The organism is Pseudarthrobacter leeuwenhoeki, assembly GCF_055412885.1.
Genome location: NZ_JBVAYY010000021.1, coordinates 1 through 23,719, shown reverse-complemented (window position 1 = coordinate 23,719; position 23,719 = coordinate 1). Strand labels below are relative to the sequence as shown.

Genomic DNA, 23,719 nt, shown 5'->3' with positions numbered 1-23,719 from the left:
TGGGACGGCCGGCCGTGTTGGCCGATATTCCCCCGACTCGAGATGTTTCTATGACCAGGGTTGGAGCTTTCCATGAATAATCCCCCCACGATGGTCCCCGGCCACTCGCCCGCACCCTTTCCACGCATGGTGCTATCGTCGCCCTTGGCGGGCTATGACGTCACCCTCGCCGAGGGGGCGAATGCGGTGATAGCTCTGAGGGCTTTGCAGGCCTTGCCCGGGGCGCTCTTCTTTACGCTTCAGATCTTCAGCGCTCCTGATCTGGAATTGGAAGGCCGAAGTGTGCAGAAGGTTCCACGTCCGGACCCTACTCCCGGAGGGTTCGTCGTGGAGGCCCTCTTTAGGGATGACAAAAGCCCGGGTAATGAGCCTGTGCGGGTTCCTGTCAACGTCGAATCCGGTGGCGGTGGCATGGGTAGATGGGACATCGCATACTGGTTCAAAGTGCCTGATCCCGTGCCCGCAGAGGTCGCCTTAGCAGTTACTTGGCCGGATGCCGGGATCCAGCCCACGGTTCTTAGAATCGCCCGAGACGATATTCTCAGGGCGACTCCCGAAGAGCTCCGCTTCCCCCGCTAGCCACGTCCGGAAATAGAGTGACCGGCAGCACTCAACTGGCCGCCGGTCATTCTCATGCTTCGGGTAGGAGGGTCGGTTAGGACCCCGGATAGTCGTTACTGAACGCTAGCCGTGTCTGGGCGGTGCAGCTCTCATGCTGACTGTTTGGCGAGGCTGTGGGCAAGGCGGTAGGAGTCGGTGCCGGTCTCGATGATGGCGCCGTTGAAGGTCAGCCGGTCCACGATCGCGGCACAGAGGCGCGGGTCGGTGAAGGTTTTGTTCCAGCCGGAGAAGGATTCGTTGCTTGCTATGGCGATGGAGTTTTTCTCTTCGCGTTCGGTTAGTACCTGGAAGAGAAGTTCAGCGCCGCGGCGGTCCAGTTCCATGTATCCAATTTCATCAATACACAGGAGATCAACGCGGCCGTAGCGGGCGATGGTTTTGGCAAGGACTTTCTCGTCTGAGGCTTCCACGAGTTCGTTCACGAGCCGGGTTGCGAGCGTGTACTTGACCCGGTAGCCCTTTTCCGCGGCCGCGGTCCCCAGACCAATGAGCAGGTGGGATTTGCCGGTCCAGGAGTCCCCAATGAGACATAAGGGTGATCCTTTGCGGATCCAGTCTCCGGTGGCCAGGGTGTGGATGGTGGCGGGGTTGATGTTCGGGTTCGCGTCGAAGTCGAAATCCCCGAGCCATTTATCCCGAGGGAATCCTGCTGCTTTGACGCGGCGGATGGAGGAGCGCCGGTCCCGGTCGTCGCACTCGGCCAGCAGCAGTTCGGCCAGGAAGCCTTGGTAGGAGAGTTGTTCTTCGCCGCGACGGTAAGGGCCTCGTCGAGCACGGCCCGGATCGTGGGCAGGCTCCGGCGGCAGGCCTGGTCCACGGCCGCGACGGCGGCCTGTTCGGTCAGGCCGCGCCGCCGGCGCAGGGTCGGGGTAATGGTGGTGGCCGATGCGGTGGGGCTCATGAGATGTTCTCCTTCGACGTTGTTCCTGTGGGGTCTTCGGTGCGTTTGGCCAGCAGCTCGTCATAGACACCGTTGCACATTCACGTCATCGTGAGCACCGGGATGACGGTCCGAACCGGACCCACCCGCCGTCATGCCCGCAACGTGTCTGCGGGCTTCGACCGCGACGACGTCGGCACTGACAGCACCCACCCCGAGCGCTGCGGTGATTCCTGCAATGACATCGGAAGCGTCCATTGAGCGGTGAAGCAGCAGGACGCCGATGAGTTCACGGGTTCCTTCGGCATCGCCGTTGACCCTGCGGGAAGCGGCCCAGAATGCTTCATGGGCGCTGGTGAACTCTCCGGACTCGCGTGCCCTGGCCAGCGCGGTGGAACCGGGCAGCGCGCCGGGTTTGGTCTTGAGGACCTCGAGATAATGGTCCAGCTGGACTGATTGCCCACCTTTGGCAACGATCCGCTGACGTCTGGCGGTTACGGCACGGCCGTCGAACACCACGACTTCGGACGCCCTCAACGACACCCGGAGTCTGCGTCCGATAAACCGTGCCGGGACGGAGTACTTCACCATCCGCACGGTGATCATCGAGGACCGGTCCACCCTGGGTGTCAGCACACCAGGCCCGGGTCGAAGACCTCTGCGGGCAGCGGGCTCGCGCCGAGGCCGGGGACGTTGCGGCCCAGAGGGCGCTGAAGGTGACCCGCCGGACATCCTTCATGCTCTCGGGCGCCCAACTGGGCGTCACCGTCACGGGTCTGATGGTGGGTTACGTCGCCGAACCCCTGGTGTGGGTGAGTCGCTGGGCGTGCTGCTCGGCGGAGCCGGAGTCCCGGCGGCACTGAGCATCTCGGTCGGCACGGTGGCAGCGCTGGTCATCGCGACCGTCGTGCAAATGATCTTCGGCGAGCTCTACCCGAAGAACCTCGCGATCGCGAATCCGGAACCGCGTGTCGAGCCGGTTCACGACGTCGACACCACCGCAACGGCGGGGGACCTGGACCGCATCGTTGCCGATTCCCGCGACAGTGGAGACTTGCCCCAGGACCTGTCGATGCTCATCGACCGCATCCTCGACTTCCCTGAGCGCGACATCGAACACGCGATGATTCCGCGGTCACAGGTCGGCACCGTCACTCCGGACACGACCGTTGGCCAGGTACGCACGCTGATGGCCGAGGCCCACACTCGGTACCCGGTTGTCTCGGACACCGAGGAGCCGCTCGGCGTCGTGCAACTTACCGATCTGCTGGATGCGACTGTTCCCCATGACGCGGCGGTCACCACCGTCATGCGCCCCCCGCTCGTCCTGCCGACGCTGATGTCCCTGCCCGACGCCCTGGAGCAGTTGATGCGGTCACGTAACCAGCTCGCCTGCGTCATCGACGAGTACGGCGGTTTCACGGGTGTCATCACCATCGAGGACCTGGCGGAGGAGTTGGTGGGCGAACTCACCGACGAGCACGATGACGAGGCGCCTCCGACCATCGAGGCGGAGCAGGACGCAATCTGGCGGATGAGCGGCGGCGTCCATATCGACGAGGTGGAGCGAGCCATAGGCCACGTGCTGCCCGAGGGTGACTACGAAACCCTCTCGGGACTGCTCATCGCCGCCCGTGGGAAGCTGCCCGTCGTCGGCGAAATGGTCACGGTGGTGCTTCCCGGCGAGCCTCGAGATCTTGTGCTGCACGAGCCGGTACGGAGGCGACTCGAGGTCGAGGTGCTGGACGTGGCACGGCACGTGCCCAGTGAGCTGCTCGTGCAGCTGCGTGAAGTGGAGCCGGACCACACGGAAGCGGAGGCGCCGGCGGATGATGCAGTGCCGGTGGATACCGAATCGAGCCAGGAGGAGCCCCGATGACGGATCCGCTGTCCGTGACCCTGGGCCGGTGTTCACCTCTTGGGCCGTGCCGCAGGGCAACGCCGGCGGCACGGCCTTCGCCCTGTCACTGCTGTTCGTGACCTTCCTCCACCTCGTGGTCGGGGAAATGGCGCCGAAGTCCTGGGCAATCGCGCACCCGGAAACGTCCGCGAAGCTCATCGGACTTCCCGCTCGAGGCTTCGTCTGGTGCGTCCGACCCCTGCTGAGCTGGGTCAATGAAGTGGCGAACCGCCTGGTCGCCGCCAGCGGAGTCACCTCCGTCGAGAGGGCGGCTGTCGGCGGTCAGGACGCCGACACCATCCGTCACCTCGTGGAACACTCCGCCGCGGCGGGAGCCCTCGACGCGTCCTTCAGGACCCAGTTGTCGGGCGTACTGGAGCTGGAGAAACTCACGGTGAAGTCGCTGATCGCCCCCGGCACCACGCCGACTGCCGTTCCCGGCAGCGCGACCATGGCAGACCTCCAAGTTGCCGCGGATCGGTCGCAGCACCTTCGCATCCTGGTGGAAGCCGCAAGAGGCGGCGCACCGGGAGTGGTGCATGTCCGGGACACGCTCCTGGAACCACCACAACGGTGCGTGTGCGAACTGGCCAGGCCCGCGTTCCAGCTCGACGCCGCCACGCCTGTGAACGAGGCACTGGCGCGGATCCGCAGCGCCGGTGAACAGCTCGCGGTGGTAATGGAGGATGGACGCTTCATCGGCGTCATCACCCTCTCCGACGTCATGCGGATTGTCCTCCCCGCTTACACACCACCCGCAAAGTAAGCCAGTGACAGGACCGGATGCTACGCCGGCGCATGGGGCCACAAGTGTTCGTTCGCGCCATGTGCCGGAGGCTGGGCGAGGACTGTCAGATGCTGACAACCACTTTGCCGCGCGCCCGGCCCTCGTGCAGTCGGGCAACAGTTGCCGGCCTTCCGCGTGGGGGTAGACATTGTCGATGGCAGGCTTCACTCTGCCAGCTTCGATCATGGAGACCAGGTCCTCAAGGTCGCGGTGGTTTTCGGTCGAGATAAGCCCCTTAAACTTCTGCCCGGAGCCCGTTGCCGACGGTATCCAAAGGCTTAGGCGTTCTGCTGGTTCCCGGCGCTCAGCGTCTCTGCTGGCCGGGCGGGAGGTGGCTGTGGAGGCTGGAGCGGGGATGCCGGTGCCCGCACGATCTCCGAGTTCGAGCCCCTGGGCGCGCACGTGTGCGGCATAGGCAAGTTTCGTCGGATCGATCACGCAGGGCCGGGCGATTCTTTGCCTTTGCCGGCGGCAACGGTACGGACGCGGGCCGCTCGTTCGATTGCCCAGGTTCGTTCCATTTGGCCGACGAGCGCGAGCACCCGCGCGGTACCGCCCCCAAGAAGTGCAGAGCGCACGCCAAGCGATCTGGGCAGCACACACCTGAAAACAGCAGACCCACGCGTTCACGTCGCGATGGCCCCGACTAAGCTGATGCGCTCTCCTCGGTCCGTCTGAACACCCATCGCACGCCGCCTCGCGCGAGCATGAGAACGATGATCAGTGCAGTCACTTGAAAGAAGCCGCCGAGACGGACAGCGTTGCCGAATATTAGGTCAACCAGTCCGAGCACCATGAACTTGCTCCCCGGCAGGACCAGCAACAGGGTGATCGCGCTGACGATTCGAACCCGCCGAGTATCAGCCGACCGGATCCGCGCAACGATCTTCTTCTTCGCCCACAGCACGACCCCAAGGACGACCTTCAGCAAGATCGCCGTCAAGAGCGCCAACAGGAATGTTTCGGATATGACGTCGGGAACCAACTGGATGAACACACCCAGCACCACGAGATAGACCAGCACGTCGACAAGATCTATTGGGCGGATCCGCATCCAGCGAGTATATCGATAGCGCCCGGACCGCCCTCCTCCTAGGCAGTGCCCATTAGCGTGGTGTAACGGCCCGGCCCCAGGGGTGTTGTTCGCGAACTTCAGGCGGCCATCGGCCAGGAAGGCGGCGTGGGCTTGCCACTGCTGTAGCGGTAGCGGACAGACCCGGGTAAAGGGTCCGGGTGCAGCCGCCGATCGTCAAATGCGCTGTGCGATCCACGTCTGGAGCGCGTCGATGCTCCACGATGGTGCCCGCACCAGGATCAGTTCCCGGTCCTCCCGGGCTACCTCGTTGATGCCGTCCTCACGGGACATCCGGCGGACCAGCCGGTCGACGTCGGCCGACCGTTCCTGGGCGATCTCATCGCCCAGGCCGATCTCGAAGTCGTAGCCGCCCGGTTCGTCGCGGACGTCTTCGATCTCGAAGGGCGGTTCTGGTTCCATCCCCTTCGCGGTACCGCTGTCGCCTTCATTTAGGCGGTCTATGAGCCGCCGCGCGTACGCCGCCATCGCGTCGTCCGGCGACTCCCGGGTCCCGCGGAGGGCCGCGCGTGCGCTGACCACGGGGAGCCCGGGAAGGAAGTTGTGCTCCTCGCCCGTACCACTGACCAGGACCGGGTGGTTGTTGTAGGCGTAGCGTTTGTGGCGATCGCGCGCTATCTCCCACCGTGCCAGCGGCGCCCGGTCCCGCACCACTGCCGCGAGGTACGACACGAGACCGTCCAGGAGCGTGAGGGACTCCAGGGAATGGGTCCGTTCCTTCTCGGTTGTGTACCGTTCCCACGACGGCCACGCCTCCCGCGGCACGGAGGCGGGGTCCGTCGCGCCGGGGGCGTCGATGCTGGTAAGGCGGGACAGCATCCATCGCCACAGGGGAACGAAACTCTCAGGAGTACCATCCAAGAGTGCACCCGGGTCCTGGCCGTCGACCACCAGGCGCTCCCGGAGCCGCGACAGTGCCGGGCCGCGTTCATCGAGAAACTCCTGAAGGGCGGCGGCCCCGGCTTTGGTCAGGTCGAGATAGTCAGTCATGGCAGATGAATAACGTAGGGATGTCCTTCGCATAAAGCAAGTCCAACTATCGGGGGCCAGTTCAGATTCGGCTGACCCCTTCCAGGTTGTACGTGCAGTTCAGTTGGTTCGAGAAGCCGCTGACTGGATGACCTTGGCGAGGTCGAGGGGACGGCTCCACATAGGCCAATGCCCCGTCGGGAGGTCAATGACGTCGGAGTGTTCGAGGTTTGCGACTTCGGCAAACATGGGATGGCCTGCTCGGACCAGTTCCATCACCTGTTCGCTCGGGATCGAGCAGCACACCAGGGTGGTACGGACCTTGCGGCGGGCATCGTTCGTGAGCTCGACGGGCTGACGAAGCACGGGGCCGGGCTCAGGGACGGCCCGGGCCCGAAAACGCTCGAGGACCTCTGCGCTCAGGCCTTCGAGGCTCGCCTGCTGCGCGAGCACATCGAACGGCGGCAGCGGAAGCTCCTCCAACTCCTCCGGGAGATCCGGGGCGAAGGAACTTCCCGGCGCTACAGGGCCGGAGTCGACCCACACCACCCGGTGGACAAGCTCAGGGTGCCGGTCAAGGACGAGGCTGACGGGAGCGTTAGCCCCACTGTGGGCGACGAGAATCGCGGGCTGATCCTCGGAGACCCCGAGTTGAGTGATGACGTCCAGGACCGCTGCGGCTTGATCGTCAAGTGTCTTCGTCGCACGCTCGGGATCGTTTCCGTCGAGACCGGGCAGTGTCATCGCGATTGCACGAGAGTGGTCGGTTGTCAGGTGTTCAAGGACTTCATCCCACGCCCACGCGCCCAGCCAGTGGCCGGCGATGAGAATGATGGTCGGACTGCTTGTAGTAGTTGGCATGCCACTACCCTCGCAGGCACTACGGACAAGGGTGTGTCACTATTTATGGCATGAATTTGTCGGGGTCTGAACTGTGAAGCGAGTCGAACGGCTCCATGCTCTATCCGAGATGTTGCGCCGCAGCGGCGCCCGAGGGGTTTCCGCCGAGCGGTTGGCGAGTGAGTTCGAGGTATCTGTGCGCACAATTAAGAGAGACCTCGATGCGTTAGAGAACAGCGGGGCGCCTATATGGTCTCGCCCAGGTCCGGGCGGTGGGTACGGATTGGCTATAGGCGCGTCCCTGCCGCCTGTCAGCCTGTCCCCCGCGCAGGCCGTGGCGCTCATGGCAGCCGTGTCCGCTGCACCCGATGCCCCCTACGCCGATCTGGCAGCAGCAGGTATCCAGAAGATCCTGGACGTCCTCGATCCGAAAACCCGAGCACGAGCCGACGAGCTGGCCCACCGCGTCTGGGTCAACGCGCTTCCCTCCTCTTCGCGCGCAATCAAGTCGGCACTGGAGGAGGCGATGGCCGAGCAGCGAGTGATCCGCATTCGCTACACATCGACAGACGAGACCACGACCACCCGCGACGTTGAGCCAGTGCTGTTCGCCTCCACGAACGGCCAGTGGTACCTAGTTGGGTGGTGCCGACGGCGCAACGCAATGCGATGGTTCACCGTGTCGCGCATCGAGCAGGCCAGCGTAACCAAGACGGCTTGCGGCGGCCATACCATCCACGAGGTCGGAGAACCCCCAGCGAACGCCAGACCGGTGCACCGTCGGCGCGAGTGAGTCACTCAATCAACCTCTCCGGTCAGTACAACCAGGTGTAGCGGAACACTGCGGGTTCCGTTTCATCGCAGCGATTACATCGATGGCTGATCACAGTCCGGACGGCTCGCCCGTCGCATACGTGACTTACGCTCTCGATCTTCGCGACAGGGCAGACCCCTACGTCAGGCTGGGACGGTCATGAGAGCGTTGCCGCATGGTGCCCCAACATCACTTGCCGATTCGGAAAGTCATTCTGTAGACTTTCCGGCATGGAAAGAAACTTTGAGGGCCGCCCATCGGCAGATGATGCCGCCGCCAGCCTCCGCGACCTCGCTTCGGACCGTCAGACCCTGGCCGACGGCGTGCATGTTCCCAGGACATTGCTGGCCGCGTTCGGGGGCGTGGCGGCTTGGTGGGTGGCAGCAGCCGCGACGGCCAACCCTGGGGAGAACTACGAACCCCCGGCTTCCGGATGGTTGGGCCTGGTAGCAGTTCTAGTGATCCTTCACCTGGTCCGCCGCGAAACCGGTATCCGATTCCGCAAGATGGGCACGCGCGCCATAATGGCTTCGATCGCGATTCTCATGGTCTGCCTGACGCTGTTCTCAATCTCGCTTGGTTTGGTTTCCTTCGGCGCCCGCTGGGCAGTGGCGCTGACCAGCGTGTCCGCCTTCGGTCTGGTCACTTGGCTCGCGGGAATCGTCTACCGCTCGGCGCTGGATCAGCTACGCCGTGATTGAGGCCCGGTTCGATGACCTCATCCACGCGCCGGCACGGTTACGGATCTGCGGAGTGCTGCGGCCGGTTGAGCAGATGGACTTCGCTGTGCTGCGCGACACGCTCAACGTCTCGGACGCAACTCTCTCGAAGCACCTGAAGACCCTGGTTGAGGCTGGATACGTCAGCCTGACCAAGGCCGCATCGGCCGCGCGCACGGACGCCCGCCGTCTGACGTGGGTAACTCTCACACCTGCTGGCCAGAACGCCTTCGACGCGCACGTGCGTGCACTGAAGGAGATCGCTGGCACTGCCGACTGAACACAACCACCTGACTCGTGGGAGCGCTCTCCTGCCCGCCTGCCATCCTCTACTGGCTCAGTGGTACGTCGGTTTCAAGGATCGACATGTAGTCCACGTCAATCCATTGCTCGTCGAACCACAGCGCGTCCCGGCCCGTTCCTTCGTAGCGAAACCCTACTTTCTCGTAGACATGCCGGGCGCGCGGGTTGAAGGCGTAAACCTCAAGAGCTATTCGGTGAAGACCAAGCTCGTGGAAGCCGTGCCGGACAATCAGCTCGGTCGCCTCACTGCCAAGCCCGTCCGCGGCCTTCGGCGCAAAGGAAAGCACGGAAGCCGCAGGAGCGATTCAACTCGTTCCAGTCGTTGAGCACGGCTTCTCCAACCATCGCGTTCGTCGCCTGATCGATCACGGCGAGGACGAGACGGTCATCAGCGGAGCTCCAGCGTTCGTACGTCGCGCGGAGGTCATCAACCGTCCAAGGCAGTGTTGTCTGGCTGCTGGAGTGCACTGTTCCGGTCAGAATTGCAGCTTCGGCGTCCTGGAGCATCCGGTGCACTATAGGTGCGTCCTGAGCCTGAATCGGTCGTAGTTTGACGCGTTGGCCTCGATTGTCGGCTTAAGCGTGAAGATCGTGGTCATGTGGCCAGTTTGTCAGAAACTCTAGGAACCTCGTCCGTAAGCCGGTCCGTTAGAGGAACGGGAACGGCGGCAGTTCGGAAACTGTCACGGTCGAGATTGCCTCCGGCCACCACCAGGCCGTGGCCCGGGTCGCCGACGGGCTGGTGGTGACTGCAGTGGCCGAGGACGGGACGGTCGACGCGCTGGATGACCCGGAGCGCTGGGTGGCGTCCGTACAGTGGCACCCCGAGGCACTGGAACTCCTGCCGAGGAGCGGCTGGCCCCGTTCCGCGCCTTTGTTGAGGTGTGTCGCGCGCCCGCTGACCCCCTCCCGCGGCATCCGCTATCCGGCGAGCGCCCGCGCGTCCGAGGCAATGAGAGCGGCCCGCTCTGCCGGGATACCCTTTCCGGCCGCGGCTTCTGCTGCGAGGGCAGCGTCCTCCCAGCGCTCGGCGTCGATGTATTTCAGCACCTTTCCCCGAACCTTGGAATCCACATCTTCAGCCACCACGAGGGCGAGGAGCCCGGCTTTGCTGGCCCGGACAGTGAACGTGGCGCTGGCGATGGCCTCGCCGCCAGGCCCGGTGGCCTTGGCCGAGAAAGTGTGCTCGCCCAGGGTGAGCGTGTTGACGTCTACCGCTTCGCCCTCGGCTACGGACGTGCCGTCCAGCGTGATCGCGATGGCGTCCGCGTTCGTGTCGGCGAGTGCCGGGACGGCGGTCCCGCCCCGGGTGAGCGTGGCGCCGTCGAGCTTTCCGAGGAACGTCAGCGAAGGCGCCGGAGCCGGCGGGGCAGACGGCAAGGCACTCTGGAAACCGACGAGTGCACCGGCCCGGTTGGTGATGATGCCGTCTACGCCGGCGTCAGTCATGGACTTCCACTGCTGGGGACTGTCCACCGTATACGGCATTACGGCGATGCCGGCGTCGTGCAGTTCCTTGATGGCTGCAGGCCGGGCCGCGAGGGCGGCCCAACTCGGGTTGTAGGTCACGGCGCCGACCTGCTTCGCCGCGGCGACAACATCGGCGTCGAGTGCCCCTCGGAGCAGGCCCAGGCGCAGGGCAGGAGCGTATTCGCGGGCATACTGCAGGACATTCGTATCGAAGCTTTGCAGTATGGTCTGGTTGAACATGCCGCGGTCCTTCACCATATCGATGGTCCGTTGCACTTCCTCTCTTGTCTCGGGTCCCTTGACTTCGAGGAGAAGCCCGGAGCCCTCCGTGTCCGTCTGGTCCAGGAACTCGGCCAAGGTGGGAACCTTGGCGCCGTTGTAGGCCGGGGCAAACCACGAACCGGCTTCCAGCCCGGCAATGTACTCGGCGGTCAGGACGGAGACGTCGCCGGTTCCCGCGGTCACCCGATCCACCTTGTTGTCGTGGATGACGACGGGTACGCCGTCCTTGGAAGTATTAACATCCATTTCGATCCAGTCTGCTCCGCTGCGGCCCCCGGACAGCAGCGCCTGCAAGGTGTTCTCCGGGATCACAGAGGACAGTCCGCGGTGGGCAATCACAGCGGGTTGCTCGCCGGGCCTGACCAGCAGAGACTCCGTGTCCGGGAGTTCGGTGACCTTGATGTCGTCGTAGGACACCGTGGAACCGTTGGCCACCACCCCCAGGATGCCCGTGTCGGAGCGGACCAGCCGGTTGGTTTCCATCATCTTCTGCCCGTTGAAGTACCAGGCGGCCTTCTTGCCGTGGACCTCGACGGCAACGCGCACGTCCGTTCCCGTGCCGGCATCGGTTGGCGCCGACGCCGTGTCGGTGACGTTCCAGCCGCTGGCAGCCGTCCGCTCGGCGAATTCCAGACCGTTCGTGGCCTTGCTACCCGAGCGCATCGTGGCGAGCCAGAACGGAACGGCTCCGCTGGGCTGGATGTCCAGGGCGAGCGCGGACCAGCGAGCCGCGTTGAGGACGTTTTCAAACCGCACGGTCGCCTCAAAACGGTAATTCGTGAGGTGCGGGCCGAACGTCGTGCGGGAGATCTGGCCGTTACCGGTGCTGGTCCCGAACAACCGGCCATCGTGCACGTTCCAGTCGCCTTCGACGGCGGTGAACCCTTCGGGCAGGCCGGAGCCGGAGAAGTCTTGACTGTAGGCGAGCCGCGGCTCTGTCAGCGGAGGCTGCTCCTGGGGGGTTCCGGGCAGATTCACGGTGAAAACAGCGTTAGCGTGCGATGGGGTAGCAGAGAGCGGGAGGACGGCGACGGCGGCCAGCAAGGACACAGCAAGGGGCAGGGAAAGATGACGGTTAAGTGTGATCATGCAACCGAGGCTAGGCTCAGCGCATGGTTTCCCAGCGTCCCGGCAGTGAACTGGCGGTGAATCAGAATCAACGATCTTGCCCAGCCGCTAACGGAAGCCGTCACCGTCCGGCCTGCGCTCGACAGTGCCCGCCACAGCAGCTTGGCGCACTCTTCCATCCGCCCGAACGGCCCTCTTACCATATACTTAGACAGTATGTCCTATCAAGAGAATATACGCTGAGAACGTGACCGGCAGCCCTGCATGGGCCCTGGCCCGGGGCACAAGGGGGCGCTTGAACAGTGGCTAGTCAAAAAGTGGCGCATCAACTCAATCTCACCGTCGACCGTTCCCCCCGGTGCCGCTGTTCCACCAGGTGGTCCAGGGCATCGAGGCTGCCATCCACGGCGGGGCCCTTCCCCGGGCAGCCGTCTGGACAACGAGATCGACCTTGCCGCGCGGCCAAACCTTTCCCCACCTGGCCGAAGGACCTCATCGCGCCGGCCTAACCGGATGATCGGCACCTCCCGTGCCGGACGCCATACGCACAAGCGCCCCGCTGCCGATCAACCTGACGGTTTTGGCCGGGATTCGCGCTGGTGGTTTTCGAGCTTCTTCTCGGAGTCCCGGCGACGCTGGCCCACGGTGCGCATCGGCTGCGTGATCGGCCCCTTCGGGTTTTCTTTATCCAAACCCTGGACACGGCCTTCCTCGCCGCCGGGAGAAGTCCCGTACGCACCGGAATGTGTGTTCTCGCTCATACATCCATCGTCCCAGCCGGCAGGCCCGGGCACTAGGGCGTGTCTCCTAATCACCGGGTAGGCCATTTGGCAAGATTTAGGGGTGAGTTCGCGTTCCGCTTTGTTGTCCGATGCCCAGTGGGAGTCTATTTCCCCGTTGATGCCTGATTTCCGGGGGAAGCCGGGGCGGCCCTTCAATGACCACCGGTTGATGACCGAGGGCATCATCTATCGCTATCGGACGGGAATTCCATGGCGTGATCTCCCTGCCCATTTCGGTTCATGGAAGACCGTGTGGAAGCATCACCGCCGCAACAGCGCCCGCGGGACCTGGGACAAGGTTCTGGCTGCGTTAACCCGTGCCGATGCGCAAGGGCTGATCAAGTGGGAGGTGTCGGTGGACTCCACGGTCAACCGCGCCCATCAACACGGCACGAACCTTCCCCGCCACACAGGGGGTCCTCTCGAATTACATGAATCTGTTTGATGAGCCTGATGACCACGCCATCGGCCGCTCCCGCGGTGGGTTGACCACCAAGATCCACGCTCTGGTTGACGGCAATATGCGCCCCTTGATACTGCTCCTTGGCCCCGGCCAGGGCGGGGCCTCGCCCATGTGTGAAAATTTCATGGACGCCTTCAAGGTCGAGCGGGAAGGTCGCGGAAGGCCCCGCACTCGACCAGACCGGGCCATGGCCGATAAGGCCTACTCATCCAAAGCAATCCGGGCCTACCTGCGCGGGCGGGGCATTGAATGCGTCATCCCGGAGAAGGACGATCAGAAAGCCAACCGCAAACGCAAGGGCTCCTCCGGCGGACGCCCCGTCATCTACGACAAGGACGCCTACAAACGGCGCAACGTCGTCGAGCGCAGCTTCAACACCCTCAAGCAATGGCGATCCCTGGCCACCCGCTACGACAAACTGGCCCTCACCTCCGGTCAGCGACCGTTCTGCACGCCGTCGTCATCTGAAGCACCCTATTAGGAGACACGCCCTAGCGGCCCCGCGCTCAGCATGGATGGCACGTGGATTTTCGCGGTGGTGAGCGTCGCCGCCGTCGTCTACTTCGCGCTGCGCCTCGTGCGTGTAGTTAGGGCCCGTAGCGACCAACCGGACACGGACAAGGTAACGAAGGCGCTGAAATATACAAGACAGCTGGCCTGCGAGGGAGCAGCGCCCGGTGGAGGATCCCCTATCGGACGCCCGCACTCTTGGCACGGGCGGGAAGCTTTTGCGCATCGGTAGGCTAAGCCCATGGCGCTGGGGACGCGGCTCAGCCGCAGACAGTTCGGCCACACGGAGTGGTCCTGGATGCCTACGCGTTCAACAAGGGCTGGCTGATCGCCACCTCGCTCCGGGTAGTTGCGGAACCGGGTGCGAGCGTCCACAATGACCTCATGCCTGCCGAGACCTACTCCGCACCGGTTAGCGACGAGCTGCAGTTGAGCCGTTCCGATGCGTATGCCCGCGGCCGCCAACTGCGCCGGACCACGCCGCGTAGTGCACTGGCCGAGCGGAGCACGGCACATCGTGACGCCGTCGCTCATATCCGCGAACAGAACGAAGACCGCAACCAGGAACTGGTTCCCCTGCGGATGGAGCGCATGCTCGAGAACCCCTTCGCGTTCTACCGAGGGACGGCCGGGCTGATGGCCATGGACCTCGCCCGCGACTCGCACTCGGGGATTGTGGTCGCGGCATGCGGTGACGCGCACATCAGCAACTTCGGCTTCTATGCCTCCCCGGAACGCAAACTCGTCTTCGACCTCAACGACTTCGACGAGGCCGGCGCAGCCCCGTGGGACTGGGACCTCAAACGGCTCGTCACGAGCGTGGTGGTCGGTGGAATGCACGCTGAGTACACGGAACGCGAGGTGCGCAAGGCAGCACAAGGGACCGTAAGGGCGTACCGCAGCGCACTGACGACGATGCTGGAACGAAACCCGTACGAGCGCTACTACATGCATAGCAACATCAAATTCGCCCGCAGCCTCCTGAGCGCGGACGCCCAGAAGGTGCTGCACCACGCGATCAGGACGGCCAGTAAGCGCACCAACCAGCGGGCCGTGCGTCGCACCACGCAGTTAGGCCACGACGGTCGGTTGCGTTTCGTTGAACGGCCTCCGGCAATGACGACTGCGCCTGTGCAGAACACCGACGTGGTACCGCGCCTGTTCGCCGAATACCGCCGCACGGTCAGTCTCGACGTCCGCACCGTTCTGGCCCAGTACACCCCCACCGATCTGGCCCGCCGTGTGGTCGGCGTCGGGAGCGTCGGGACCCGTTGCTTCCTGCAGTTGCTGCAGTCCCCCGATGGGGATGCGCTGCTGCTCCAGGTGAAGGAGGCCGGGCAGTCAGTGTTGCAACGTTACGGCGGCATCCCGCAGCCGAGCACCAGCGCGCAGGATGTGGCAGCGCATGGTCAGGGGTCCCGCGTGGTCCAGTTCCAACGGGTGCTGCAGGCAGTGTCGGATCCGTTCCTAGGGCATCTGCAGACCGACGAACGCGACTACTACGTGCGCCAGTTCCATGACATGAAAGGATCGATCGACCTGGCGGGACTCGACTTTGTCCCGTTCTTCGACTACGTCCGCACGTGCGCACTCCTGCTCGCACGCGCCCACGCGCAAAGCCCCGCGGCAGGCCAGATCCTCGGCTACCTGGGCACATCCGAGGCCGCCACCGAAGCTGTTGTCGACTGGTCGTTCAGCTACGCCCGGCAATCGCTGCTCGACTATGAGGCCCTCCGCGCTGCGCACTGACCGTCAGGTGCCGAACATCTCATGGAGAAGAGAACAGCAACCTACATGACCAACCGACAGGCCGGCCCTCCAGAAAGTGAACACGCACCACCAACGGCGCAGCAGCCGACCGCAACGTCCGCCTCTTCCCGGCAAAGAGAGCAGTACGACCTGACGCCCCAGTTCCCTCTGCACTGGGTGCCGTTTGAGACCACTCCCCGGGCGCCATGCCTTTCAGCGGGCGATGGCGGCACTTCCGGCGGCAATTGAGCCCACCAGTTCGGGGAGGTCTTTTACCCCGGCGAGGATGCGCAGGTGCGGGTGCCTGCCCAGCTCCTCCGCGCCGAGTTTTCCGGTGAGGACACCGACGCCGGCAACGCCAGCGTTTGCGGCTGCCTGTAGGTCATTGACGGTATCGCCGGCGGCCAGCACGGCGGCAACGTTTAGGACGCCGGTGCGCTCCATGGCGCGGTGGATCATGTGGGGCGCCGGCCGGCCGCGGGGCACCTCGTCGGAGGTGACGACGGCGTCCAGCAGTTCGCCATCCCCCACGCGCCAGCCCAGGGTGGCCAGCAGCGGATCAGCCACATCCCGAGAGAAGCCCGTAGTCAGCGCCACCTTGACGCCCATGGATTTCAGGGTCCGCAGCGCGTCCTCCACGCCGTCCAGGGGCACGGGTGCGTTCGCAGCGTAGAGGGCCGCCAGGATCTCCCGGAAGCGGACGAAGGTCCGCGCAACGAGCCCGGGCTCGGCGGCACCGCCGCCAAGTTCCAGCAGCGCGGCGATAGCCTCGGTCTTGTCCGCTCCCATCCACGTCTGGAGGTTCGAGGGGGTCACGTCCGCGCCCGCCTCCCGGACGGATTCCTCAAGTGCGCGGTAGACATCCCCGTGTTCGTCGATGGTGGTTCCGGCCATGTCGAGGGCGACAAGTTCAATCATTGCGGTGCTCCTTGGGATGTCGGCACTCGGACCAGGTTGGCGCGGTGCTCGCTTGTGTTTTCGATGGTGAAGTTGGTCAAGCCGGGGATGTACCTGTCATCGGAGTATTCAATGGGCTCCCCGGCCGCGGATGACGTCAGGCGCCGTTCGCGGAGCAAGGGTGCCCCGGGTTCGACGCCGAGTAATTCCGCATCCAGCCCCTGAGCTGCCACGGCGTCGATCGTGTGCCGGCCCCGGCTCAGGTCCACGCCATGGCTTTTTAGGAAGCTGAAAATGGAGCCGCTGTCCGTATCGAAGTCGAAAAGCAGCCGGCCGACGTCGAGGACGAAGCTTGTTCGCTCCACCATGGCCGGCGCATCCCCGAGAAGGCGCAACCGCAGGACTTCCACAACAGGCTCGCCGGCCCTGATTCCCAGCTGGGCAGCCACCTCGGGCGACGCTGGGCGACGGGCGATCTCGCGCGTCTTCTGGCCGGGGGTCTTGCCAATGGATCCCGCCCATTCCGTAAAGGACATGAACGTTGTGAACGGCTGGGACAACGCCGCACGGCCGGCAACAGGCTGCTTGCCGCGCCCGCCCAAAATGAGACCCTCCGTGCGCAGAGCTGAGAGGGCCTGCCGGACGGTTCCCCGGGAGGCCTCTAATTCCCGGCAAAGCTCCGCCTCGCTGGGAATCTGGGATCCCTCGGCCCATAACCCAGACGTGATCCGCATACGAAGTTCGTCGGTCAGGCGCTGGTGGAGAGGCTGTAGCTGCGATAAGGACATGACTTGATCATACAAGTCGCATATGCGGGCTTCCCAGACATCCCGGCCTCTTTGAATGAACAAGGCCCCAACTCCGCGGAGCTTCAATGAACAACCCGTTAACTTGTACATACAACTGCCAATTTGGCTTGATTGCAGAAGCGCCCAGCAGCCACTATCGATCTTGTGAATACTGAAAACCTTCAAAGCCAAGCCGCCAGCAGCGTCCCTTCCTCCGTGGACGTGGTGGTGGTCGGGGCAGGCATCGTGGGACTGGCCCATGCCGCCCTTGCCAACGAACGCGGGCTCTCCGTGCTGGTCATCGAACGCGACCACCGAGCAGTGGGCGCCTCCATCCGGAACTTCGGGCACTGCTGCATTACCGCGCAGACCGGCGACTTGTATGAACTGGCCGTCACCGGGCGCAAGCACTGGCTGGCCTACTCGGAACGCGCCGGCTTCTGGGCTACAGAATCCGGCGCCGTAGTAGTTGCGCGAACCGAAACAGAACTCCGCGTCCTCCAGGAGCTGGCGGAACGCCGCGAACCCGGCCAGATCGTGTTGCTCAGCGCCGCGGAAACGTCCGCGCGGCTGGGCCGACCGACTGTCGGGGTTGCGGACCCAACGGAAAGCCCCTTCGTCGGCGGCGCGTGGCTTCGCGATGACCTCCGCGTCGATCCCCGGACCACGGTGGCGAGCCTCGCCGCGTGGCTGGACTCCCGCACGGACGCGTCAGTGCGGTGGAACACATCCGCCCTCGGCTTCGCCGCCGGGACCGGGCGGACAGCCCTTGTCCGGACAAGCCGGGGCGATGTGGAAGCTGACCATGTGTTTGTGTGCGTGGGCCACGACGTGGACCTGCTCTTCCCCGAGGTTGCCGAAGGACACAAAATCCAACGCTGCTCACTCCAGATGGCAGCCGCGGCGGGCCCCGACGGATTGGACCTGGACCCCGCGGTCCTGACCGCCACCTCCATGCTCCGCTATGGCGCCTTTGTGGAAATGCCATCCGCGCCGGACCTCCTCGCGGAAGTCCAGGCGCAGGACCCTGCCCTCCTGGACATCGGAGCCAACGTGATGTTCACCCAGCGCCCTGACGGCACCCTGTTGCTGGGCGACTCCCACGCCTACCAAAAAACGGTTGAACCCTTCCTGGTGGAGCCCACCACAGCACTCCTGCTGGACCGCATCCAGGAGGTCCTGGGTGTCGACAGCCTCGACATCACGGAACGCTGGCAGGGCATTTACGCCTCGTCCGAGGTGGGTCCGCTGCTGATTGCCGGCGTTGCACCCGGCGTCACTGCCGTGTCTGTCACCGCGGGAATCGGCATGACCGTTTCCTTTGGGCTGGCAGCGCGCAACATCTCCGCCCTCCCCTGAAAATCGTCCTCTCCTTTCCCCAAAGCTTCCTGCCCGTTCGCCTAAACCCCCTGAAGGATTCCCCATGAACACCCGTTACTTTGCCCTGATTCCCGCTGCCCTTTTGGCTGCTGCCGGACTGTCCTCCTGTGCCAACACGGAAGCGCAGACCGCTTCAGCGAACGCGCCCGCCTATTGCGCCGATGGCCCCATTAAATTCGGCATCGAGCCCTTCGAAGACCCCACCAAACTCGAGCCTGCTTACCGCGTCCTCGCGGACGCACTGGAGGACCGGCTCGGCTGCGAAGTGGAGGTCCAGGTAGTGGAGGACTACTCCGCCGAGGTGCTCGCCATGGCCAATAACCGCCTGGACATCGGACAGTTCGGACCCATGGGCTACGTCTTCGCCAGCACCAAGGCGGGAGCGGAACCTATCGCCTCCTTCGGGACGGCCGACGGCAAACTCAGCACGTACACGGCCGGCATGTGGGTGGCCAAGGACTCCGCCATCCAGTCCATCAACGACCTCAAGGGCAAGGATGTGGCACTCGGAAGCATCGGCTCCACCTCCGGAGATGTCCTCCCGCGCTACGGACTCAAGAAGGCCGGCATCAGCGAATCGGACCTGGACATCAGCTACTCAGGCGGGCACCCCGAAGCCCTCCTTGCCCTGACCAATGGGACAGTTGACGCCGCGCAGATCAACTCCCAGACCCTCGCCTCGGCAACCGCCGCCGGCACGTTCAAGGCTGAGGATTTCCGGCAGATCTGGACCTCGGACGCCATCCCCAACGATCCAATCACCATCCGTGGAAACGCCGATCCCGCCCTCAAGGAAGCCGTCCGCGACGCACTGGTGAACCTCCCCGCCGAAGCCATCGAAAAGGTGGGCGCCTTCCTGGACGTCACGCCCCCGGGCCCGCTGCTGGCCGTCACAAAAGACACCTACCAGCCGCTGTTCGATCTCGCCGCCACCATGGGACTCACTGAGGAGGACCTGTGACCGCCGTCGAAGTCGCGGGCCTGACCAAGGCTTATGCCGGCACCAAGGTACTGGACGGCGTCGATTTCACCGTCCGGGCAGGTGAACTGCTCGCGTTCCTGGGCGCCAACGGCTCGGGCAAATCCACCACCCTCAAGTGCGTCATCGGGCTGACCCGCCCGGACACCGGCACCATCCGGGTCCAGGGCAAGGACCTGGGTGCGCTTCAGGGTCGGGCCCGGATCCAGGCGCGCAGCGAGGCCGCCATGGTCTTCCAGAAAATCCATCTGGTCCCGCGGCGCACGGCCCTGGACAACGTCTGCTCCGGCGGACTCCTGCGGGTCCGCGGCCTTGCCTCGGCCAGTCCGGCGTTCTTTGCCAAAGGACTGAAGGAGGAAGCCATGGCCTGCCTGGACCGCGTAGGACTGGCAGGTGTTGCGCTGGAAAGGACGGGAAAACTCTCCGGCGGCCAGCAGCAGCGCGTCGCGATCGCCCGGGCCCTCTGCCAGCGCGCGTCGGTAGTGCTGGCGGACGAACCGGTCTCCGCCCTGGACCCCCACGCAGCTGAACAAGTCATGGCCCTCCTGGCCGAACTCGCCCACACCGAGAACCTCGCCGTAGCAGCGGTGCTGCACCAGCCGGACCTCGCGATCCGCCACGCGGACCGCGCCATAGGACTCCTCAAGGGAAAGATTGCGTTCGACGGCAGCCTGGCCGGCCTGACGGACGAGGTCCTGGAGACGCTGTACGCACCGGACAGGGTTGCAGCATGAGCGCCCCTGCCCTCCCCCGCGCCCCGCGCCAAGGGACCCGCAGGGGAACCATCGCCGCCGCCGCCGTGGTCTTTGTTGTTCTGCACCTGATTGCATTCGAGAGCACCGAATTCAAACCGGCACTGCTGATTGACGGCGCCCAGGGCATGGGGCGGTTCCTCGCCGAGGCGTTCCCACCGGACCTGAACTGGGACAAGGTGCTCAAGCCCAGCCTCGAAGCCACCCTGGTGACGCTCTGGATCGGGCTGCTGGGAACCACACTCTCCATACCGACCGCCCTCCTGCTCGCCGCACTGGCCTCTGAGACCACCTCACCGCATCCCGTGGTGTACCAGGCAGCGCGCGCCATACTGTCCTTCTTCCGGGCCGTTCCTGACGTAGTTTTCGCCTTGATCTTCGTCACCGCAGTGGGTCTTGGACCCTTCGCAGGCGTACTCGCCCTCATCTGCCACAACACCGGGGTGATGGGCAAACTCTGGGCCGAAGCCATGGAAGAGAGCGACCAAGGACCAGTCCAGGCACTTGCCTCAGCCGGTGCCAGCAAACTGCAACAGACGTTCCACGCGAGCATCCCACTGGTGGTCCCACAGTTCGTGGGACTGCTCCTATACCGGTTCGACGTGAACGTGCGATCCTCCCTGGTGCTCGGACTGGTGGGCGCCGGCGGCGTGGGCCTGCTCATCAACCAGGCCATCAAATCATTCCAGTTCGATCAAATGCTCACTCACATCATCGTCGTGCTCGTCCTGATCGTCGCAGTTGACCGGGCGTCGGCCATGATCCGACGCAAGCTCGCCTGACTGAAGGTAAGGACACGTGGACGACGGTGGGACCTCCCGTCGTCGTCCACTCTGTCTGAGCGGACCTCTGACGCGGAGGTTCAGTCTCTCCGTGAGGCGCAGCGGGGTTTTGGTTGGAAACCACTCGGAACGATCCAGAGAGCAGACGGCAGCATCGATCACTGCGACGTCCGCGGAGAGACGATATTGGCCGTTACGTCAGCCCCGACCCGGTCTGGAGGGTCGGGCCAGGTGGCCTGGGCAGGACCAGAAAGAGCTCCTGATTAACGGCCTCCAGGTCCAGGAAGCCGGATCAAAGGGCTCATGGGCGCCGGTCATCTCCATGTAGTCGTCGACGTAGCTGATGGTGGCCGAGTTCCCGGACCATTCCACTGAGTATTGCCCGTCCTTGAACGGGTCGTAGCCGTTATTGGTGCTGATCGCGGCGCGGAAATCGAGGAGCGGGCCGCAGGCGGGATCGTAGATGGGGTGTCTGCCGACCAGGAGGCAGCTGCTGTCGAGGACAAGGAGCCGGTGGGCACCGTTTGGTGTTTGGATGCTGCGGTAGGTCGTGTCCGCCAAGATCGTCATGAACGCACCGAAGAGGGAGAACGCGGTCAGGGCAGAGTCGGTCAGGGCAGAGTCGGTCAGGGACCAGAGGATGGTTACCGCCGCGGTCCGCAGCCGGCCCGGGGGAATCATGCTCACGGTGATGCCCCGTGTGTTGCAACGACCGCTAGACGCCAAGCCCACGAAACGGCTCAACTTTCGACCAGCGCTGACAAAAACGACAGTACAGCTAGCTGCGCGCCTAAGGTCTCAAGGCTTCCCGCAAGTCGAACGCTCCCAGCCCCGCACGCACCACACGATCCAGCACGACTAGTGCTAGAGGTGTGGCAGCCATTGGAGAATCAGAAGGACGGTGATGAGGGCGAACATCGCCGCGAGGGAGGTCAGCACGATCTGCGTGATCCAAAGGCCGCGCGAGCGCGCGGGGAGCACGAGCAGGTAAGCGAGCAGCGTCAGGAAGGTTCCGACGGCCGTGAGCGGGAAGAACCACGCCGCCCACACCAAGATTGCCTCGAACGGAGCGCCCGGTCGGCGTTTACCGCCACTGCACGGCCTTGCATCGCCGCCTGGCCTAGGTGGCCCGTCCGCGAAGGGGGCTCTCCGGAGCGGCCGCCGGTCCGGGATTTGACGAAGGCAGGGCCGGCCCTGACGCGGCCAGCCCCTGCCTGGGGTCTTACCTACTCCTGCGGATCGTTTGCCGGACCTCGGGCCCAATCGTCGACGACATCGCGCGAGCTGGTTCCTAGCTGGACAGCCACCCGGATTCGAACCATCCGTGGCCTCGGCAGAACCCTGACCGGCTAGAGATCTATCGTTCCGGTCCGCCACTTCTTTCGTGGCAGGGGTAATGGGTTGAAGGTGCCTGGGCACTACATGTCCGCATGGGGTACCCACTACGGGACACATCCGCCGGGAACCCCAACTCGGGGATTGACCAGTCCGCTATCGACAAGATAGCTAAAGGACGTGCGCGGCTGCGGTGCTGGCGAGTATTCGGACCGTCGCGCACGTTAGCGCGGGCTGAAAACGTCAGTCTGAACAGGGCCCACCAGGGCGGCCCGAACGCTGCCCACCTAGGGCTGGGCTTAAGGCACGGCCGGCAGGTGACCCTTCACGCATGCGATTGACGAGTTTCAGTCGCTGCTCTCTGTCGAAGACGCGGCCGCCTGGAAGCCTGCACGGGCATCCTACGAATATGCCGCCGTCGACTGCGGGGCTGACGCCGCCGCTAGGGTGATGGTCACCGTCCGTCCTTGGGACATCCGCGGCGCCGCCCAAGCGGGTCTGCGCACGGCGTGGTTGAACAATGCTGGGGAAGCTACCCCGGCTACTTTCAAGCTCCTGAATTCACAGTCACCGCGCTGACCTAGTTCCCCGCGGCCCTGACAGCAGCGTGACATGCACCGTTGACCCCCGGACGGCCGCGCGGGAGGGCGACCGCCGTGTTGTGGACGTGCATCTCACCCGAGTCCGCCACGGAGCGCGGACTCGCAGGCATCGACGACATCCCCTTGATCGCCTGGCCAGTGCTGCCTGTACGGCAGAGCCCAAGAAGCCCCGACAAGACCTCGCCCGTGCACTGCCACGTGGCGCCCGGTCCCGCGGCGCTGACTCTCCTCCTCCGTAGCTACAGACGCCGACGTCCGGAGTTATGCCGTCAGCCCTACACGGCTGCAACACGGCGGTACGTCAGTCTTTCGCAGATTCGCTGGCTAAGTCTGTTGACAGACTGGGTGACCAGCACTGCTCGTAGTTCGGGTGCTCCCGATGGGAGCCTGCGAGGATGGTGAGCATGGCCCGGCGGGCAATGGCAACTGTCCCTTCTGCTTCGCTGGGGTCGCTAATCCCTTCGGCGTCGGCAGCTTCCTTCCAGCTGGCGATGATGGCTCTCTTCTGGGCGCACTCTTCCAGCATTCGCTTGCCCAGTGAGGAGTTGTCTTCGCTTCCGTTTTCATGATCGTCGGAGATCCGCAGGACGAAAGAGCCCTCGTGGATAGCTGATTCCTGCTCGGCGATGCGTGCTTCCAGAAAATCGACAATATCCATGGACCCATCATTCCATCTGCCGTTCATTCCCCGTGGGGTTCCTAATCCCGGGCAGAAGCGGGTTGGGCTCGACATCCACGTGCACCTTTTTGGTGATTTGCGCAGGTCAGCAGCGTTATCCGCGGAGGGGACATTCCGTAGTCGTTGCCCTAGACGGAGAACCCGGGCGTTGAATGCTTCCCTTGGTGTGGTTGTGTAACGGATTGGTGTCGGTTGTGGGGTGACCCATCCGGGGTGGGGGGTGTTCCCGAAGTACTCCTGACAGATCAAGCCGGACCCGCCGGAAAACGTGTCAG

General features: G+C 64.4%; 24 protein-coding genes and 5 pseudogenes. 14 read left to right on the top strand and 15 right to left on the bottom strand.

Annotation, left to right across the window (positions count from 1 at the left end; genetic code table 11):
* Positions 1 to 72: 72 nt before the first annotated feature.
* Positions 73 to 579, top strand: coding sequence for a hypothetical protein (locus ACZYX4_RS16010; protein WP_463877669.1), 507 nt, complete (start codon positions 73 to 75; stop codon positions 577 to 579).
* A gap of 131 nt (positions 580 to 710) precedes the next feature.
* On the opposite strand, the pseudogene istB reads toward ACZYX4_RS16010, so the two are convergent.
* Both istB and ACZYX4_RS16000 read right to left on the bottom strand, forming a co-directional pair.
* A pseudogene (istB, locus tag ACZYX4_RS16005) lies at positions 711 to 1,522 on the bottom strand (IS21-like element helper ATPase IstB).
* Between the two features lie 90 nt (positions 1,523 to 1,612).
* Positions 1,613 to 2,169, bottom strand: a pseudogene (locus ACZYX4_RS16000) (Mu transposase domain-containing protein); the annotation flags it as partial.
* A gap of 140 nt (positions 2,170 to 2,309) precedes the next feature.
* On the opposite strand from ACZYX4_RS16000, the gene ACZYX4_RS15995 reads away from it, so the two are divergent.
* The gene (locus ACZYX4_RS15995; RefSeq protein WP_463877667.1) at positions 2,310 to 3,380 is read left to right on the top strand and encodes a hemolysin family protein; all 1,071 of its coding nucleotides are present in this window, start codon (positions 2,310 to 2,312) and stop codon (positions 3,378 to 3,380) included.
* A gap of 28 nt (positions 3,381 to 3,408) precedes the next feature.
* Positions 3,409 to 4,167, top strand: a complete 759-nt coding sequence (locus ACZYX4_RS15990) for a CNNM domain-containing protein (RefSeq protein ID WP_463877665.1) — start codon at positions 3,409 to 3,411, stop codon at positions 4,165 to 4,167.
* Between the two features lie 667 nt (positions 4,168 to 4,834).
* Here ACZYX4_RS15990 and ACZYX4_RS15985 read toward each other — a convergent pair.
* The 3 genes from ACZYX4_RS15985 to ACZYX4_RS15975 all read right to left on the bottom strand — a co-directional run bounded on the left by ACZYX4_RS15985 (position 4,835) and on the right by ACZYX4_RS15975 (position 7,111).
* Positions 4,835 to 5,242, bottom strand: a complete 408-nt coding sequence (locus tag ACZYX4_RS15985) for a hypothetical protein (protein WP_463877663.1) — start codon at positions 5,240 to 5,242, stop codon at positions 4,835 to 4,837.
* Positions 5,243 to 5,437: 195 nt separating this feature from the next.
* Positions 5,438 to 6,271, bottom strand: coding sequence for a hypothetical protein (locus ACZYX4_RS15980; protein ID WP_463877661.1), 834 nt, complete (start codon positions 6,269 to 6,271; stop codon positions 5,438 to 5,440).
* Between the two features lie 99 nt (positions 6,272 to 6,370).
* Positions 6,371 to 7,111, bottom strand: coding sequence for an alpha/beta fold hydrolase (locus ACZYX4_RS15975; protein WP_463877659.1), 741 nt, complete (start codon positions 7,109 to 7,111; stop codon positions 6,371 to 6,373).
* Positions 7,112 to 7,184: 73 nt separating this feature from the next.
* Here ACZYX4_RS15975 and ACZYX4_RS15970 point away from each other — a divergent pair, with 73 nt between their 5' ends.
* From ACZYX4_RS15970 to ACZYX4_RS15960, 3 genes are all read left to right on the top strand, one after another.
* On the top strand, positions 7,185 to 7,883 hold the full coding sequence (locus ACZYX4_RS15970; RefSeq protein ID WP_463877657.1) for a helix-turn-helix transcriptional regulator: 699 nt from the start codon (positions 7,185 to 7,187) through the stop codon (positions 7,881 to 7,883).
* A gap of 251 nt (positions 7,884 to 8,134) precedes the next feature.
* Positions 8,135 to 8,605, top strand: a complete 471-nt coding sequence (locus ACZYX4_RS15965; protein WP_463877655.1) for a hypothetical protein — start codon at positions 8,135 to 8,137, stop codon at positions 8,603 to 8,605.
* Complete coding sequence (locus ACZYX4_RS15960) at positions 8,598 to 8,903, top strand: transcriptional regulator (protein WP_463877653.1); 306 nt, start codon at positions 8,598 to 8,600, stop codon at positions 8,901 to 8,903. The genes ACZYX4_RS15965 and ACZYX4_RS15960 overlap by 8 nt, the downstream gene beginning before the upstream one ends.
* Before the next feature lie 49 nt (positions 8,904 to 8,952).
* On the opposite strand, the gene ACZYX4_RS15955 is transcribed toward ACZYX4_RS15960, so the two are convergent.
* Positions 8,953 to 9,213, bottom strand: coding sequence for a GNAT family N-acetyltransferase (locus ACZYX4_RS15955; RefSeq protein WP_463877652.1), 261 nt, complete (start codon positions 9,211 to 9,213; stop codon positions 8,953 to 8,955).
* Complete coding sequence (locus ACZYX4_RS15950) at positions 9,170 to 9,433, bottom strand: GNAT family N-acetyltransferase (protein ID WP_463877650.1); 264 nt, start codon at positions 9,431 to 9,433, stop codon at positions 9,170 to 9,172. The genes ACZYX4_RS15955 and ACZYX4_RS15950 overlap by 44 nt, the downstream gene beginning before the upstream one ends.
* A gap of 211 nt (positions 9,434 to 9,644) precedes the next feature.
* Here ACZYX4_RS15950 and ACZYX4_RS15945 point away from each other — a divergent pair.
* Positions 9,645 to 9,695, top strand: a pseudogene (locus tag ACZYX4_RS15945) (hypothetical protein); the annotation flags it as partial.
* A gap of 152 nt (positions 9,696 to 9,847) precedes the next feature.
* On the opposite strand, the gene ACZYX4_RS15940 reads toward ACZYX4_RS15945, so the two are convergent.
* Positions 9,848 to 11,767 carry a glycerophosphodiester phosphodiesterase gene (locus tag ACZYX4_RS15940; protein WP_463877648.1) on the bottom strand — a complete coding sequence of 640 codons (1,920 nt, stop codon included), beginning with the start codon at positions 11,765 to 11,767 and terminating at the stop codon, positions 9,848 to 9,850.
* A gap of 296 nt (positions 11,768 to 12,063) precedes the next feature.
* Between ACZYX4_RS15940 and ACZYX4_RS15935 the strand changes: the two are divergent.
* Positions 12,064 to 12,235: pseudogene (locus ACZYX4_RS15935) on the top strand (GntR family transcriptional regulator); the annotation flags it as partial.
* Between the two features lie 77 nt (positions 12,236 to 12,312).
* Here ACZYX4_RS15935 and ACZYX4_RS15930 read toward each other — a convergent pair.
* Positions 12,313 to 12,507, bottom strand: coding sequence for a hypothetical protein (locus ACZYX4_RS15930; protein WP_463877753.1), 195 nt, complete (start codon positions 12,505 to 12,507; stop codon positions 12,313 to 12,315).
* A 139-nt stretch (positions 12,508 to 12,646) separates the two neighbouring features.
* Between ACZYX4_RS15930 and ACZYX4_RS15925 the strand changes: the two genes are divergently transcribed.
* Both ACZYX4_RS15925 and ACZYX4_RS15920 read left to right on the top strand, forming a co-directional pair.
* A protein-coding gene (locus ACZYX4_RS15925; protein ID WP_463877749.1) for an IS5 family transposase occupies positions 12,647 to 13,472 on the top strand; the annotation gives its coding sequence in 2 pieces (ribosomal slippage) (positions 12,647 to 12,936 and positions 12,935 to 13,472; 828 coding nt in all).
* 317 nt (positions 13,473 to 13,789) lie between these two features.
* The gene (locus tag ACZYX4_RS15920; RefSeq protein ID WP_463877646.1) at positions 13,790 to 15,250 is read left to right on the top strand and encodes a DUF2252 domain-containing protein; all 1,461 of its coding nucleotides are present in this window, start codon (positions 13,790 to 13,792) and stop codon (positions 15,248 to 15,250) included.
* Positions 15,251 to 15,463: 213 nt separating this feature from the next.
* Here the strand turns inward: ACZYX4_RS15920 and ACZYX4_RS15915 are convergent, their stop codons facing one another.
* The 3 genes and pseudogenes from ACZYX4_RS15915 to ACZYX4_RS15905 form a co-directional block, all read right to left on the bottom strand.
* Positions 15,464 to 16,168 carry a phosphonatase-like hydrolase gene (locus ACZYX4_RS15915; protein WP_463877644.1) on the bottom strand — a complete coding sequence of 235 codons (705 nt, stop codon included), beginning with the start codon at positions 16,166 to 16,168 and terminating at the stop codon, positions 15,464 to 15,466.
* Entirely contained in the window at positions 16,165 to 16,683 is a 519-nt protein-coding gene (locus ACZYX4_RS15910; protein ID WP_463877747.1) for a GntR family transcriptional regulator, read from the bottom strand. Before ACZYX4_RS15910 ends, ACZYX4_RS15915 begins: the two co-directional genes overlap by 4 nt.
* Before the next feature lie 75 nt (positions 16,684 to 16,758).
* Positions 16,759 to 16,935 (bottom strand): annotated as a pseudogene (locus tag ACZYX4_RS15905) (GntR family transcriptional regulator); the annotation flags it as partial.
* 165 nt (positions 16,936 to 17,100) lie between these two features.
* On the opposite strand from ACZYX4_RS15905, the gene ACZYX4_RS15900 reads away from it, so the two are divergent.
* The 4 genes from ACZYX4_RS15900 (at position 17,101) to phnE (ending at position 20,828) form a co-directional block, all read left to right on the top strand.
* Positions 17,101 to 18,294, top strand: a complete 1,194-nt coding sequence (locus ACZYX4_RS15900; RefSeq protein WP_463877642.1) for a TIGR03364 family FAD-dependent oxidoreductase — start codon at positions 17,101 to 17,103, stop codon at positions 18,292 to 18,294.
* A 64-nt stretch (positions 18,295 to 18,358) separates the two neighbouring features.
* Positions 18,359 to 19,276: a phosphate/phosphite/phosphonate ABC transporter substrate-binding protein gene (locus tag ACZYX4_RS15895; RefSeq protein ID WP_463877640.1), complete on the top strand. Its 918-nt coding sequence runs from the start codon at positions 18,359 to 18,361 to the stop codon at positions 19,274 to 19,276.
* A complete protein-coding gene (locus tag ACZYX4_RS15890) occupies positions 19,273 to 20,028 on the top strand; it encodes a phosphonate ABC transporter ATP-binding protein (protein WP_463877639.1) in 756 nt (251 codons plus the stop codon). Before ACZYX4_RS15895 ends, ACZYX4_RS15890 begins: the two co-directional genes overlap by 4 nt.
* Entirely contained in the window at positions 20,025 to 20,828 is an 804-nt protein-coding gene (gene phnE, locus ACZYX4_RS15885; RefSeq protein WP_463877637.1) for a phosphonate ABC transporter, permease protein PhnE, read from the top strand. The genes ACZYX4_RS15890 and phnE overlap by 4 nt, the downstream gene beginning before the upstream one ends.
* Positions 20,829 to 21,026: 198 nt before the next feature.
* Here phnE and ACZYX4_RS15880 read toward each other — a convergent pair whose 3' ends face one another.
* The 3 genes from ACZYX4_RS15880 to ACZYX4_RS15870 all read right to left on the bottom strand — a co-directional run bounded on the left by ACZYX4_RS15880 (position 21,027) and on the right by ACZYX4_RS15870 (position 23,423).
* The gene (locus tag ACZYX4_RS15880; protein WP_463877635.1) at positions 21,027 to 21,515 is read right to left on the bottom strand and encodes a hypothetical protein; all 489 of its coding nucleotides are present in this window, start codon (positions 21,513 to 21,515) and stop codon (positions 21,027 to 21,029) included.
* A 177-nt stretch (positions 21,516 to 21,692) separates the two neighbouring features.
* Complete coding sequence (locus ACZYX4_RS15875) at positions 21,693 to 21,881, bottom strand: hypothetical protein (RefSeq protein ID WP_463877633.1); 189 nt, start codon at positions 21,879 to 21,881, stop codon at positions 21,693 to 21,695.
* 1,185 nt (positions 21,882 to 23,066) lie between these two features.
* Positions 23,067 to 23,423 (bottom strand): DUF6221 family protein, encoded by a 357-nt coding sequence (locus ACZYX4_RS15870; protein WP_463877631.1) that lies wholly within the window; start codon positions 23,421 to 23,423, stop codon positions 23,067 to 23,069.
* Positions 23,424 to 23,719: the final 296 nt, after the last annotated feature.